The sequence below is a fragment of the Ideonella sp. A 288 genome, assembly GCF_002198735.1.
Classification (GTDB): Bacteria; Pseudomonadota; Gammaproteobacteria; order Burkholderiales; family Burkholderiaceae_C; genus Pseudaquabacterium.
In genome coordinates this window covers 1-12,873 of the sequence record NZ_MWLO01000043.1, presented here as the reverse complement: position 1 = coordinate 12,873, position 12,873 = coordinate 1, and the positions used below count along the sequence as shown (strand labels likewise).

Annotated in this window: 14 protein-coding genes; 6 read left to right on the top strand and 8 right to left on the bottom strand. The window is 71.8% G+C overall.

The features are described from left to right. Together EOINJALH_RS02185 and ispH are read left to right on the top strand one after the other, a co-directional pair. The coding region (locus EOINJALH_RS02185) for an OmpA family protein (protein ID WP_158219619.1) at positions 1-382 on the top strand (382 nt) is incomplete at its 5' end. Positions 383-413: 31 nt separating this feature from the next. Next, on the top strand, positions 414-1,382 hold the full coding sequence (gene ispH / locus EOINJALH_RS02180; RefSeq protein WP_088278675.1) for a 4-hydroxy-3-methylbut-2-enyl diphosphate reductase: 969 nt from the start codon (positions 414-416) through the stop codon (positions 1,380-1,382). A gap of 47 nt (positions 1,383-1,429) precedes the next feature. On the opposite strand, the gene bchJ is transcribed toward ispH, so the two are convergent. Both bchJ and bchE read right to left on the bottom strand, forming a co-directional pair. Next, entirely contained in the window at positions 1,430-2,020 is a 591-nt protein-coding gene (gene bchJ / locus EOINJALH_RS02175; RefSeq protein ID WP_088278674.1) for a bacteriochlorophyll 4-vinyl reductase, read from the bottom strand. Between the two features lie 8 nt (positions 2,021-2,028). Beyond that, on the bottom strand, positions 2,029-3,729 hold the full coding sequence (bchE, locus tag EOINJALH_RS02170) for a magnesium-protoporphyrin IX monomethyl ester anaerobic oxidative cyclase (RefSeq protein ID WP_088278673.1): 1,701 nt from the start codon (positions 3,727-3,729) through the stop codon (positions 2,029-2,031). Positions 3,730-3,886: 157 nt separating this feature from the next. On the opposite strand from bchE, the gene EOINJALH_RS02165 reads away from it, so the two are divergent. Further along, positions 3,887-5,284, top strand: a complete 1,398-nt coding sequence (locus EOINJALH_RS02165; protein WP_088278672.1) for a PucC family protein — start codon at positions 3,887-3,889, stop codon at positions 5,282-5,284. Positions 5,285-5,508: 224 nt separating this feature from the next. Here EOINJALH_RS02165 and EOINJALH_RS33110 read toward each other — a convergent pair whose 3' ends face one another. The 3 genes from EOINJALH_RS33110 to EOINJALH_RS02150 form a co-directional block, all read right to left on the bottom strand. Further along, complete coding sequence (locus tag EOINJALH_RS33110) at positions 5,509-5,775, bottom strand: light-harvesting protein (protein WP_088278671.1); 267 nt, start codon at positions 5,773-5,775, stop codon at positions 5,509-5,511. A gap of 12 nt (positions 5,776-5,787) precedes the next feature. Next, positions 5,788-5,943 (bottom strand): light-harvesting antenna LH1, beta subunit, encoded by a 156-nt coding sequence (gene pufB / locus EOINJALH_RS02155; protein WP_088278670.1) that lies wholly within the window; start codon positions 5,941-5,943, stop codon positions 5,788-5,790. A gap of 268 nt (positions 5,944-6,211) precedes the next feature. Further along, positions 6,212-7,447: a coproporphyrinogen-III oxidase family protein gene (locus tag EOINJALH_RS02150; RefSeq protein ID WP_158219618.1), complete on the bottom strand. Its 1,236-nt coding sequence runs from the start codon at positions 7,445-7,447 to the stop codon at positions 6,212-6,214. Between the two features lie 303 nt (positions 7,448-7,750). Between EOINJALH_RS02150 and menA the strand changes: the two genes are divergently transcribed. From menA to EOINJALH_RS02135, 3 genes are all read left to right on the top strand, one after another. Next, complete coding sequence (gene menA, locus EOINJALH_RS02145) at positions 7,751-8,692, top strand: 1,4-dihydroxy-2-naphthoate octaprenyltransferase (RefSeq protein ID WP_199873125.1); 942 nt, start codon at positions 7,751-7,753, stop codon at positions 8,690-8,692. Further along, positions 8,689-9,657: a tripartite tricarboxylate transporter substrate binding protein gene (locus EOINJALH_RS02140; RefSeq protein ID WP_088278668.1), complete on the top strand. Its 969-nt coding sequence runs from the start codon at positions 8,689-8,691 to the stop codon at positions 9,655-9,657. Before menA ends, EOINJALH_RS02140 begins: the two co-directional genes overlap by 4 nt. A gap of 131 nt (positions 9,658-9,788) precedes the next feature. Next, complete coding sequence (locus tag EOINJALH_RS02135) at positions 9,789-10,238, top strand: type II toxin-antitoxin system RatA family toxin (RefSeq protein WP_088278667.1); 450 nt, start codon at positions 9,789-9,791, stop codon at positions 10,236-10,238. 91 nt (positions 10,239-10,329) lie between these two features. On the opposite strand, the gene puhE is transcribed toward EOINJALH_RS02135, so the two are convergent. The 3 genes from puhE to puhC are packed head-to-tail and all read right to left on the bottom strand — an operon-like array spanning position 10,330 to position 12,758. Further along, positions 10,330-11,145, bottom strand: coding sequence for a putative photosynthetic complex assembly protein PuhE (gene puhE, locus EOINJALH_RS02130; protein ID WP_088278666.1), 816 nt, complete (start codon positions 11,143-11,145; stop codon positions 10,330-10,332). A gap of 25 nt (positions 11,146-11,170) precedes the next feature. Continuing rightward, entirely contained in the window at positions 11,171-12,259 is a 1,089-nt protein-coding gene (gene acsF / locus EOINJALH_RS02125) for a magnesium-protoporphyrin IX monomethyl ester (oxidative) cyclase (RefSeq protein WP_088278665.1), read from the bottom strand. Positions 12,260-12,278: 19 nt separating this feature from the next. After that, a complete protein-coding gene (gene puhC / locus EOINJALH_RS02120) occupies positions 12,279-12,758 on the bottom strand; it encodes a photosynthetic complex assembly protein PuhC (protein WP_088278664.1) in 480 nt (159 codons plus the stop codon). Positions 12,759-12,873: the final 115 nt, after the last annotated feature.

Here is a 12,873-nt window from a genome sequence, read left to right as displayed (position 1 = left end):
GCCGGCGCCGGCAGCGGCCCCTGCCCCGGCGGCGGCCCTCGCTGCGGCCGCCCCCGCGGCTTCGGCGGGCGCGTTGCCGGCCCAGGTGCTGTTCGTCGTTGGCCGCGACACGCTCGGCGCGGCCGCCCGCGAGGAGATCGAGGCGGTGGTGGCGGCCCTGAAGGCCCAGCCCCAGCTGAAGGTCAGCCTGTCGGGCTATGCCGACCAGCGCGGCAGCGCGGTGCGCAACCTCGAACTGGCCAAGCAGCGGGCCTTCGCTGTGCGCGATGCCTTGCAGGCCGCCGGCATCGCCGGCGACCGCATCGTGCTGAAGAAGCCCGACCTGGTGATCGGCGGCGCCGACGGCGAATCTCGGCGGGTTGAGATCGTGCCGGTGCCCTGACCGATCCACGGCCGCCGACCGCTGCGCCGCCATGGACGTCCTGCTGGCCCAGCCCCGCGGCTTCTGTGCCGGCGTGGTGCGGGCGGTCGAGATCGTCGAGCGTGCGCTGCAGTTGCATGGCGCGCCGGTGCACGTGTTCCACGAGATCGTGCACAACGGCCACGTGGTGGCCGACCTGCGCTCGCGCGGGGCGGTCTTCGTCGACCGCATCGACGAGGTGCCGGTCGGCGCGGTGCTGGTGTTCAGTGCCCATGGCGTGGCGACCTCGGTGGAGCGCGCCGCGCGCGAGCGACGCCTGCGCGTCATCGACGCCACCTGCCCGCTGGTCACCAAGGTGCACCTGCAGGCGCAGCGCTATGCGGGCAACGGCCGGCCGGTGATCATCATCGGCCACCGCGGCCACGACGAGGTGGAAGGCACGCTGGGGTCGATCGACGGGCCGGCGCTGGTGGTGTCCGACGTGGCGGACGTGCACCGGCTGTCGCTGCCGGCCGATGCGCCGGTGGCCTACGTCACCCAGACCACGCTGTCGGTGGACGACACGCGCGAGGTCATCGGCGCGCTGGAGCAGCGCTTCAGCGCGATCCAGGGGCCGCAGGTGGCCGACATCTGCTACGCCACGCAGAACCGCCAGAACGCGGTGCGCGAGCTGTCCCGGCGGGTCGACCTGCTGCTGGTGGTCGGCGCGCGCAACAGTTCCAACTCATGCCGGCTGCAGGAGGTGGCCCGGCAGTGCGGCGTGGCCGCGCGGCTGATCCAGCAGGCCAGCGAGATCGATCCGGCCTGGCTGACCGACGTGGTCCGCATCGGCGTGACGGCGGGTGCGTCGACGCCGGAGGCGCTGGTGATCGGGGTGTGCCAGCGGCTGATGGCCCTGGGGGCCGACGACGTGCAGCAGATGGCGGGCGAGCCCGAGCGGGTGCACTTCCGCCTGCCGCCGGGCCTGGAGGCGCCGGCCCGCCACGACACCCGGTCGGGCTTGGTCGAACCGGTGCACTGAGCGCGCCTCGGCGGGCAGGGCGCAGCCGCGCGTCCGCCGTGCCGCATCTACCAGCGGATCTCGAACACGCAGGCCTCGGCGCCCATCGCCTCGCAGGCCACTTCCAGCGCCCGGGCCCTGGGGTGCACCAGCACGCAGAACAGCCGCTCGAAGGTGGCGGCGTAGTAGTCGCAGGCCGGCTCGGTGAGCACCGCGCCGCGGCACAACGGGTTGTCCTTCAGCGTCAGCACCACCGGCCGCCCGGCGCGCGCCGTGAAGAAGCCGCTGCCGGCGAAGGTCCACGCGTGGCGCCGGATGGCCGACAGCAGCACCCGCGCGGCCAGCGGGGCGGGCAGCCACAGCAGCAGCGTCTGCACCGGCTTAGGGATGCGGTGGGCCAGCAGGTAGTCGCCGGTGCGCATGCCGGCTTCCCGCGCGATGGTGCGGGCCAGGTCGTGCCCGAGGGTCGCGCGCAGCTCATGGTGCAGCCGGGTCACCTCGGCCTCGTCCACCATCTGCGCGGGTGGCTCGGCCAGGTAGGCCAGCAGGCCGGCGCGGCCGAAGACCTTGACGGTGACGGCGGCCCCCACCCGCGGCCGCAGGGCCTCGGCCACGCGGGTGATGGCGTTGGGGCCGATGCGGTGGGCCGCGGCGGACATGTCGGCCCCTACGGACGCGCGGCCTCGACCGCGGGCTGCGGCGCGCGGTGCGCGGCCTCGGTGGCCAGGCCCTGGATCAGGCCGTCGGCCACGTCGTCGGCCAGTTGCTCGGTGCCGCCGCCGCAGGCCATCGCCGCGTTGATCTCGCCCTGGCGGCGCTTGTGCTCGATCTTCGGGCCGTGCATGGTCACCCAGCCAGCGTCGGTGTCGGCGATCTGCGCCGCGTCGGGCCGCTCGAAGGTGCGGCTCTTGTCGAAGTCGAAGTGCACCTTCTTCTTGCTCTGCGGGCCCCAGTAGCCCACGCGCCCGAGGTCGTAGAAGGTGCGCTGGAAGCCGCTCTTCATGAAAGCCTTCAGGCAGCCCATCAGGTACTTGCGGCGCAGCTTGTCCTTCTCCCAGGGGTACTGGAAGAAGGTCTTGTTCATGAAGAAGCGGCGGTAGTTGTTCATCACCCGGTCGAGCAACTCGGCGCGGTCCATCGCGTCGGGCTTCATGATCGGGGTGACGAAGTTGTACTTCTCGAAGTCGAACACCTCGACCTTGTCGCCCAGCTCCTGGAACAGGTCGCTGAAGGGCCAGGGCGTGTACATCGCCCAGTTGGCCATGTCGGGGTTCCAGTCGCGCGCCATCCTGTAGGTTTCTTCCAGCGTCTCGGCCGTCTCGTTCTCGAGGCCGACGATGAACTGCGCCTCGGTGACGATGCCGGCCTCGCGCAGCAGGCGGATGGCCTTCTTGTTCTGCGCAATGGTGGTTTCCTTGTTGAAGCGATCGAGCTTCAGCTGCGCCGCCGCCTCGGTGCCCAGCGACACGTGGATCAGCCCGGCCTTGCGGAACAGCGGCAGCAGCTTCTCGTCGCGCAGGATGTCGGTGACGCGGGTGTTGATGCCCCACAGGATGCCCAGGTCGCGCGCGATCAGTTCCTCGCAGAACTGGATGAACTTCTTGCGGTGGATGGTGGGTTCCTCGTCGGCGAGGATGAAGAAGCCCACGCCGTGGTCGCGCACCAGGCCCTCGATCTCGTCGACCACCTTCTTCGGGTCGCGGATGCGGTAGTCGCGCCAGAACTTCCACTGGCTGCAGAAGGTGCAGGTGAAGGGGCAGCCGCGCGCGAAGTTCGGGATCGCCACGCGCACGCCCATCGGGATGTAGATGTACTTGTCCCACTCGAGGATGCCCCAGTCGGGCGTGATGCGGTCCAGGTCCTTGATGGGCGGCTCGGCCGGCGTGGCGATCACCTGGCCGTCCACCTGGTAGGCGATGCCGAGCACGCTTTGCCGGTCGCGCGCCCAGGTGCCGTCGTCCACCGCGCGCACCAGGTTCAGGAACACCTGCTCGCCCTCGCCGCGCACGATGGCGTCGATCCACGGCGCCTCCTTCAGCACCTGCGGGTACATGAAGGTGCCGTGGATGCCGCCCAGCACTGTGACGACGCCCGGCTTCAGATCCTTGGCCAGCTTCAGCAGTTCCTCGGCCTTGTAGATCGCCGGCGTGATGGCGGTGCAGCCCACCACGTCGGGGTCGAGTTCGATCAGGCGCTCGCGCACCTGCTCGTTGCTGAGGTGGTGCGTCATCGCGTCGATGAAGGTGATGTCGTGGTAGCCGCCGGCCTTCAGGTAACCGGTGAGGTAGGCCACCCAGGCCGGAGGCCAGTTGCCCGCGATCTCGGCGCCGCCGGAGTGGTAGTTCGGGTGCATCAGGACGATTCGCATCGGGGGAACCTCATTGCGTTATGTGTCTCGGCGAGAGTACAGTTGAAGAGTCAAGCGAGATTGACATAGAACAACCGATGCGCGGGGTGTGCTGCTCAGATGGAAGGCACCATCAGCGCCGGTTCCGGCGTCGTCATTCGTTGAAACGGCTCGATCGATGAACCCCACCAGCCAGAAACTGATCCGCGCCTGGGCGGACATGGGGCCGCGCTTTCTGCCCTTCGCAGACGCGGCCACGCCCGATCTGCCGCTGTCGCGGCTGCTGCGCCTGTCGATGTTCCAGGTGTCGGTGGGCATGGCCCTGGTGCTGCTGATCGGCACCCTCAACCGGGTGATGATCGTGGAGCTGGGCGTGCCGGCCGCGCTGGTGGCCATCATGGTGTCGCTGCCGGTGCTGTTCGCGCCCTTGCGGGCGCTGATCGGCTTCCGCTCCGACACGCACCAGTGCGCGCTGGGTTGGCGCCGCGTGCCCTTCATCTGGAAGGGCACGATGATCCAGTTCGGCGGCCTGGCGATCATGCCCTTCGCGCTGCTGGTGCTGTCGGGCGGCGGCAATGCCGCGCAGTGGCCGGTGTGGGTGGGGCAACTCGGCGCGGGGATCGCCTTCCTGCTGGTGGGCGCGGGGCTGCACACCATCCAGACCGCCGGCCTGGCGCTGGCCACCGACCTGGCGCCGGTGGAGTCGCAGCCCAAGGTGGTGGGCCTGATGTACGTGATGCTGCTGGCCGGCACGATCGTCAGCGCGCTCGTCTTCGGCGCGCTGCTCGAAGAGTTCACGCCGGCGCGGCTGATCCAGGTGATCCAGGGCGCGGCCGTGACGACCATCGCGCTCAACCTGGTGGCGCTGTGGAAGCAGGAGACGCGGCGGCCGCCGCGTGGCGCGGCCCACCGCGCGCAGCCCAGCTTTCGCGAATCGTGGGGCAGCTTCGCGCAGGGCGAGCAGGCCCTGCGCCGCCTGCTGGCCGTGGGCCTGGGCACCATGGCCTTCAGCATGCAGGACGTGCTGCTCGAGCCTTATGGCGGGCAGATCCTGCAGCTCAGCGTCAGCTCCACCACGCGCCTGACCGCCGCGCTGGCGGCCGGCGGGCTGTTCGGCTTCAGCCTGGCGTCGCGCGTCCTCGGCCGCGGGGCCGATCCGTTCCGCATCGCCCGGCAGGGCGCGATGGTCGGCCTGCCGGCCTTCGGGGCGGTGATCATGGCCTCGCCGCTGGGCTCGCCGCTGCTGTTCGGTTTTGGCGCGCTGCTGATCGGCTTCGGCGGCGGCCTCTTCAGCCACGGCACGCTCACCGCCACGATGAACCTCGCCCCGCGCGAGCAGACCGGCCTGGCGCTGGGCGCCTGGGGGGCCGTGCAGGCCACCGCGGCGGGACTGGCGGTGGCCCTGGGCGGGGTGATCCGCGATTCCGCGTCCAGCGCGTTCGGCCACCTGCCGTCGGTCGGAGGGCCGGCCAGCGGCTACATGCTGGTGTATGGCATCGAGATCGCGTTGCTGCTGGCCACGCTGGTGGCGATGGCACCGCTGGTGCGCCAGGACCGGCCCGCGCTGGCCACGTGATCGCTCGGGCCTGATCGCTCCGGCCTCATCGGCGGGCACCCGGCGCCCCCGCTCGCGCCTTGCCGTTGGGGCTCTCGACAATGCCCCGGCAAGGCCCGGGATGACCGCCAGGCGCGCGTGAGGGTGGGTCTGTGGTGGGTGGGTGCCTTGCGGCGCCCTGAATGGACTCAGGGGCCGGAATCCAGAGATCCCGGCCCCTGAAGGGCACTGGGGGTGCAGGCCCGCTACTTGGTGGTGCCGGTCGGCGCCTTGGCGGGCTCGGCGGAGGCGATCAGCGTGGTGGGCGCAGCGGCCGCCACCGGGGCCGTGACTTCCGCGGCCGGCGCGGTGGCCACCTTGGCCTTGGCCTTGCCGCTGTAGTAGCCGGGGTACCAGTCCGTGTGCGTCAGGATCGCCGCGTGGACGGACAACGCGATCACGGTGACACCGCCCAGGAACAACGGCAGACCCACGGTCGGCTTGACGACCAGCCAGATCTTTCCTTGGTTCATATGTGGTCCCTCCTAGTGGAGCCAGGGCGTGTAGATGTAAGCCAGCAGGTGGGCCAGCGCCGCGATGAAACCGAACAGGCGGGTGCCTTCGATGACATGCCGGTGCAGCTCCTCGGCTTCGGCCAGGGTCAAGCCGGTCGGCCATACCCTGTTGGGATCGATTTCCATGAGGTCTTCTCCTTTCGGACCTGGCGGTCCTGTTCGTGCTGAACCCGCACGGGGGCTGTCATGGCGCCTATGGCCACGCTGAATGCCTTTGATGGCGCCTTAGACACTACGCCTGACGTGGCGTTGTGTCAATCAGTCGTGACATCGTATTGCGTCAAGCAGATGAGACGTTGTCCTGTGCCGACGTCGGCGCGAAGGAAGGGCGCAGCAGTCTGTCGCCGGGGGCGCGGCGGTGTCCGGCGTGCCGGCCATCGAGCCGGCGGGCGGGTCACGCCGGCCCGCTGCGCTGGGCCTCGTCGCCTGGCCAGGCCGACGCGTCGAGCTCGCCGCACAGGGCCTCGAGCGCCAGGCGGCCTTCGGCCGTGACGACGATGCGGTCGTCCAGCACCTGCACCAGGCCGCTGCCGGCGTGGCGCGCCAGGCGCTGGTAGGCGTGTTCCAGGCCATCGGCCACCATCTCGGCCGGCAGCTCGAGGCCGAACATCAGGCGGTCGATGGCCTGCCGGCGCCGGGCCTCCTGCGCCGAACCCAGCCGGGCCTCGGCGACGGCGAGGCGCCCCGAGTTCACGGCATGGTGCCAGGCCGGGATCGATGCCTCGTTGCGGAACAGGTGGCCATCGATCTCGCCTAGCGCGCCGGCGCCCAGGCCCAGCGTGGCGGGCGGGGGCGCGGGGGTGCACGAGATCAGGCCGCGGCGCAGCTGGCCCTGTTCTGCGGCCGCCACCCACGCGTCGGTGTCGATGACGAAGTGGCCCGTGCCGATCCAGTGGTAGCCGGCGCCGCACAGCACCTCGGCCGCCAGCGCCAGCAGGGCGCGGCAGCCGTCCTCGCCCGGCAGGCTCGACGCGTCGAGGGCGCATGGGTCGGGCGCCTGCCCGGGCCGGTGCCGGTAGCGCACCAGCGTCACCCGGTCGGGGGCCAGCCGCACCAGCCGGTCGAGCGTGGCGCGCCAGCGCGCCGGGGTCTGCTGCGGCAGGCCGATCATCAGCTCGAGCGTGACGATCTCGATGCCGCTGCGCCGCGCCGTCTCGCACACGTCGTCGATCAGCGCGGGCGAGTGGCGTCGGCCGATGGCCTGCTGCACCAGCGGGTCGAGGTCGAACACGCCGAAGCTGATCAGCCCGCAGCCCAGGTCGCGCAGCAGCCGGATCTGCGCCGCGCTGGCGCGGCGTGGATCGCACTCCACCGACATCTCGGCGTCCGCGGGCAGCCGCCAGCCGCGGCCTAGCGCGTCGAACAGCCGGATCCAGTGCGCTTCGCCCAGTTCGTTGGCTGAGCCGCCGCCCAGGTGCAGCTGCTGCACGTCGCGGCCGCTGCCGAGGCGGTCGACCAGGTTACGGCTCTCGTCTATCAGGCCGTCCACATAGCGGTCCAGCACCTCGCGCGGCGGCGCGGTGCTGAGGTCGCGGTCGCAGCACAGGCAGCGCACCGAACAGAAGGGCACGCTCACCGACAGGGCCACGGGCTCGTCGGCGCGGGCGGCCAGGCTGCGCAGGGCACCCACGAAGTGCCTTGCGGCGCTGTCCTCGGCCGGGTTTCGGCCAGGCCCGTGCATGACGGCAGGGACAAGGGCAGGCGCAGGGCCTGGGCCTGGGTCCGATGCTGCGGTCGGCTGTCTCACGGCACACTCCTCCGTCGACGGTGTCGCCATTGATGGCTGCAGGCACGTTAGTGCGCTGCCGCAGGGTCGACTTGCGTTTCGTCAATCAATCGTGACACGTGTCTCGTCAGGTGGTATTGACCATAATGCGGATCGACAGGTGACGGCGGGCGCCGACGCCTGTCGACCGCAAAGAATGGACGCACCATGACCGCAGAACGTGGCACCGCCTCGGCGTCCCGCCCGGTCCGCTCCGGCTCGCTGCAGGCGTGGGCGGTGGCGGTGCGGCCGCGCAGCCTGCTGGTGGCCATCAGCCCGGTGCTGGTGGGTGCCACGCTGGGCTTCGAGCGCACCGGTGCCATCGACTGGGTGGCGGCGCTGCTGGTGTTCGGCGCGGCGCTGCTGATGCAGGTCATCACCAACATGCAGAACGACGTGGGCTACACCGTGCGCGGCGGCGACAGCAGCGGCACGCGCACCGGCCTGCCGCGGGCCACGGCCAACGGCTGGCTCAGCGTGCGCCACGTGCGCGCGGGCATCGTCGTCTGCGCCCTGGTGGCGGTGGCCCTGGGCGTGGCGCTGGTGGCCTGGCGCGGTTGGCCGGTGCTGGCCATCGGCACCGCGTCGCTGCTGGCGGCGCTGGCCTACATGGGCGGGCCGAAGCCCATCGCCTACACGCCGTTCGGCGAGGCCACGGTGTTCGTCTTCTTCGGCTTGGTGGCGGTGATGGGCACCGACTGGGTGCTCACCGGCGAGGTCGGCGGCGTGACGCTGCTGGCCTCGGTGGCGATCGGCGCGCTGGCCGCGGCGGCGCTGGCGGTGAACAACCACCGCGACATCGCCCACGACCGGCTGGTGGGCCGCCGCACCTTCGCCGTCACCTTCGGCGAGGCTGGCTCGCGCCGCCTGTTCGGCGGCCTGCTGCTGGGGCCTTTCGCGCTGCTGCCGGCCATGGCCTTCGGCGCGAGCGCCGCGACGATGCTGCTGCCGCTGGTCCTGCTGCCGGTGGCCTGGCAACTGCGCCGCGACTTCATCGCCTGCCCGCGCGGCACGGCCTTCAACGAGGTGCTGTTCCGCACCTTCCGGCTCGAGCTGTGGTTTGCCGCGCTGCTGTCGGCCGGTGCGCTGCTGGGGCGGGTGACGGGATGACGGCCGCGCCGGGCTGTTCGCGCCGCACGGCGCTGGCCGCGCTGGCGGCGCCGGCCCGCGCGGCGGACTTTCCGCAGCGCGCGGTGCGCCTGGTGGTGCCGTACTCGGTGGGCATCGGCCCCGACGTGGTGGCGCGCGGCGTGGCCGAGGGCCTGGCGCGGCGCTGGGGCCGGCCGGTGTGGGTGGACAACAAGCCCGGGGCGTCGGGCATCGTCGCGTTCGGCGACGTGCGCCGCACGGCCCCCGACGGCCACACGCTGTACCTGGCCGACACCGCCACGCTGGCGGTCAATCCGCTGCTGCACGCGTCGCTGCCCTACGACCCGCAGCGCGACCTGCTGCCGCTGACGCTGCTGTTCCGCGCCACCTTCTTGCTGTGGGTGGGGGGCGGCAGCCGCTTCGGCAGCCTGGCCGCGCTGCTGGCGGCCGCGCGCCGCGCCCCCGGGGCGGTGAGCTACGCGTCGCTGGGCAACGGCCACGCCAGCCACGTGGCGGTCGAGACCTTCGCCCGCGCCGCCGGCGTGCAGCTGCTGCACGTGCCCTTCAAGGATTCGGGCACGCTGCTCGCGTCCGTGGTGTCGGCCGAGGTCGACTTCACCACGGTGAGCCTGAACACCGCCGCCGCGCTGATGGCCGGCGGGCGCCTGCGGCCGCTGGCGGTGGCGGCGCGGCGGCGGCTGCCCGGCCATCCCGAGATCCCGACCCTGCCCGATGCCGGCGGCCCGGCGGTGGAGATGCACCCCTGGGCCGCGCTGGTGGGCGTGGCCGGCACGCCGCAGCCGGTGGTCGACCGCCTGCAGCACGACCTGGCCGTCGTGCTCGACAGCACCGAGCTGCGCGGCCGTGCCGAGCAGGCCGGCTTCGAGCTCACGCCGTCCACGCCGCAGGCCCTGCGCGAGCGCATGCAGGCCGATCGGGCCCTGGTGGCACCCCTGGTGGCCGAAGGCCGCGTGGCGCGGCTGTAGGCGCGGCGGGCGGTGCGGATGACGGTGCTGCCAACGGTGCGGCCAACAGGGCGGCCGACGGTGCGGATGACCATCTGGCCGACCCGGGGGCCCACCGTGCAGGCCACCCGGCCTTGCGCCACGCTCGGCCGATGACCCTGGTGCGACGTTCCGCGCTGGTCGACCGCAGCGCCGGCCACCTGTTCGACCTGATCGAGGCGGCCGAGCACTACCCCGCCTTCCTGCCCTGGTGCGCCGGCGCCACCATCGTGTCGCGCGACGACACCCTGGTCTCGGCCGACCTGCGGGTGAAGTGGCACGGCATGGCCTTCGAGATCCGCACGCGCAACCCCAAGCAGCGCCCGGTGCACATGACCATCCACCTCGAGCGCGGGCCCTTTCGCCACTTCGAGGGCGAGTGGCGCCTGAGGCCGCTGGACGCCACGGCCTGCAAGGTGGAGTTCACGCTCGACTACGCCTTCGACAGCGCGCTGATGACCCGCGCCGCCGGCCCGGTGTTCGACCGCATCACCGACACCATGGTCGACGCCTTCGTGCGGCGGGCGCTGTCCCTGCCCGAGGCGCCGCCGCCGGCGGCGTGACCGCGCGGCGGACCGACGTCGGTCGGCGAGCGGTTGCGGATCGTGAGGGGGCGCCGGCCCGCAGCGCCGAGGGCCTGCGGAGCGGTGGGCCTCAGACCGGCGGCGTGGCCACGCGCGCGGCCGGCTGGGCCGGGTCGAGCACGTCGGGGCGGTGCGAGCGCAGGCCCCAGCGCCACAGCGCCTCGGTGGGCAGAGGCAGCACCAGCAGCCAGTGCTCCAGTGCGCCCAGCGCCACCAGCGTGCCGACGAGGGCCAGCGCCGCGGTGTCGTGGGCACCGGCGCCGCCGTCGATCAGGCGCCACCACACCGCCACCGCGGCCGCGGTGGCCACCGTCACCGAGATCGGGAACAGCACGTTCATCGGCCGGCGCTGGAAGTAGGACTTCAGGTAGGCCAGGTGCTCGGGCAGGAAGCTCTCGCCCAGGTTGCGCACGCCCAGGAAGACGTTGAGCTTGGCGCTCTGGCGCATCGCCCACAGCGCGAAGTAGGTCCACACGCCGACGCGGTTGGTGCCGTCGCCCACGCAGGCCAGCACCGCCACGGCCAGCACGATCAACGCCAGCTCGTGGTACAGCACGGCCTGCAGCGCGAAGTGGAAGCGGCGCCAGCCGATGGCCCCGGGCGGGCAGGCGGTGCGGCGCGGTCCGGTGACCACGCCCAGCAGGAAGGCCACCTCCTGCCAGGCCCACACCAGCAGCGCGCAGGTGAAGGCGCAGTAGGCACCGGCCACGCTGAGGTCGTCGCGGGTGTGCGCCAGCGCCCACAGCGCCCCGCCCAGCAGCGCGGTGGCGCCGCCCAGCGTCCACACGAAGGTGTGTCGCGGCAGGCCGTCCAGGTACAGGATCACGCCCGTGCTGAACCACCACGCGAACAGCGTGAACAGCACCGGCAGGGTCAGCTCGGCCATCGGGTCGCCTCGCCAGGCCCCGGTGTCACCACGCCGGCGCCATGTGGATGCGCGCGGGCAGTTCGTGCGAGCGCACGGGCAGGAAGTACATCCGCGCGAAAGTGGCGGTGGCCGCCACCGCGCAGCGGGCCTGCGCCAGCTTGCCGAGCAGGCCGCCGCGGGCCTTGGCTTCGTTCATCTTCACGGCCAGCGCCACCAGGCGGTCCAGGCCGGCGCGGAAGGCCGGCGCGTCGGTGTCCAGCGACAGCGGGAACACCTGGCGCGAAATCTCGGAGGTGATGCGGAACACCTCGTGGCCGTAGGCGCTGGCCTCCAGGCCCATCGCGTTGTGCATCTCGGGCCGGGTGTGGTCGCGCACGAACATCGTGGCGTACACCGCCAGCAGGAAGAAGCGGATCCACAGCTTGTTGCCGCCGGTGAGCAGCTGCGGGTTGGCGCGCAGGATCAGCGCGAAGGATTCGCCATGCCGGAATTCGTCGTTGCACCAGCGCTCGAACCAGCGAAAGATCGGGTGGAAGCGCAGCTCGGGGTGACGTTCGAGCTGGCGGTAGATGGTGATGTAGCGCGCGTAGCCGATCTTCTCGGACAGGTAGGTGGCGTAGAAGATGTACTTGGGCTTGAAGAAGGTGTAGGCCTTGGTGCGCTTGAGCTGCCCCAGGTCGACGCCCAGGCCGTAGTCCTTCAGCGCGCTGTTGATGAAGCCGGCATGGCGCGATTCGTCGCGGGCCATGTAGGTCATCAGCTTCTTGATCTCGGGGTTGGTGACGTTCTTGCGGATTTCGTTGTAGAGCACGCAGCCCGAGAACTCCGACGTGAGCGAGCTGACCAGGAAGTCGAGGAACTCCTGCTTCAGCGCCGGTGGCAGCTCGCGGATCTCGCCCTTGAACGCCTCGTCGCGCTGGAAGTGGTCGTGGTTGTTGTCGCCTTCGTACTCGGCCATCACCTGGTCCCACTCGGCGCGCACCGGCGTGATGTCCAGCGTGTCGAAGGCCTTGAACTCGGTGGTATAGAAGCGCGGAGTGATCAGCGACTCGGCGCGGGCGCGGGCCATCGCGTCGTCCGGGCTGGCGATCGGAGCGGCCAGGGTGGGGCCAGTGGCGGTGTGTGCGTCCATGCGGTTCTCCACGAAGGGGTCAACGGGGCGCTGCCGCCGGCCGGGGGGCGGGCAGCAACTGGGCGAAGGCGGCCGCATTGACGGGGCCGAAGGATTCGAGGTCGACGCGCTCGCCGGTGGCGGGGTCGTCGAGCGTGAGGCGGCCGTCGGCGTGGGCGCTGAGCCGGAAGGGTGTCTCTGGGCCCAGCCCGGCCAGGCGGCGGCTGCGCACCAGCGCGCGCAGCGCGCCGCGCAGGAAGCCGTGGCTGCCGGGGTCGATGACGCGCAGCGGCGCGGCGCCGGGGTCGCTCAGCTTGGCGTCCAGCACCAACACGCTGCCATCGGGCCGGTCTTCGAAGCGCAGTTCGCGTTCGGCCACCACCACCGCCTCGCTGCGGCTGGCGATGTCCATGCCGCTGAGGCGGATCGCGGCCACCGCCAGCAGCGTGGCGCCGACCAGCAGCGCAGCGCCGATCAGTGGCGCGCGGGGCACGGCCATGGCATGGGAGTGGGTGCTCATCGCGGGGGCTCCGGGGGTCAGGCGGCGTGCGGCAGTGGTTGCCGGGCGGGCACGGCGTGGGCCGGGCGGGCGCGCAGGTCGCCCGCGGCGGCCAGCGGCAACGGCCACAGCATCG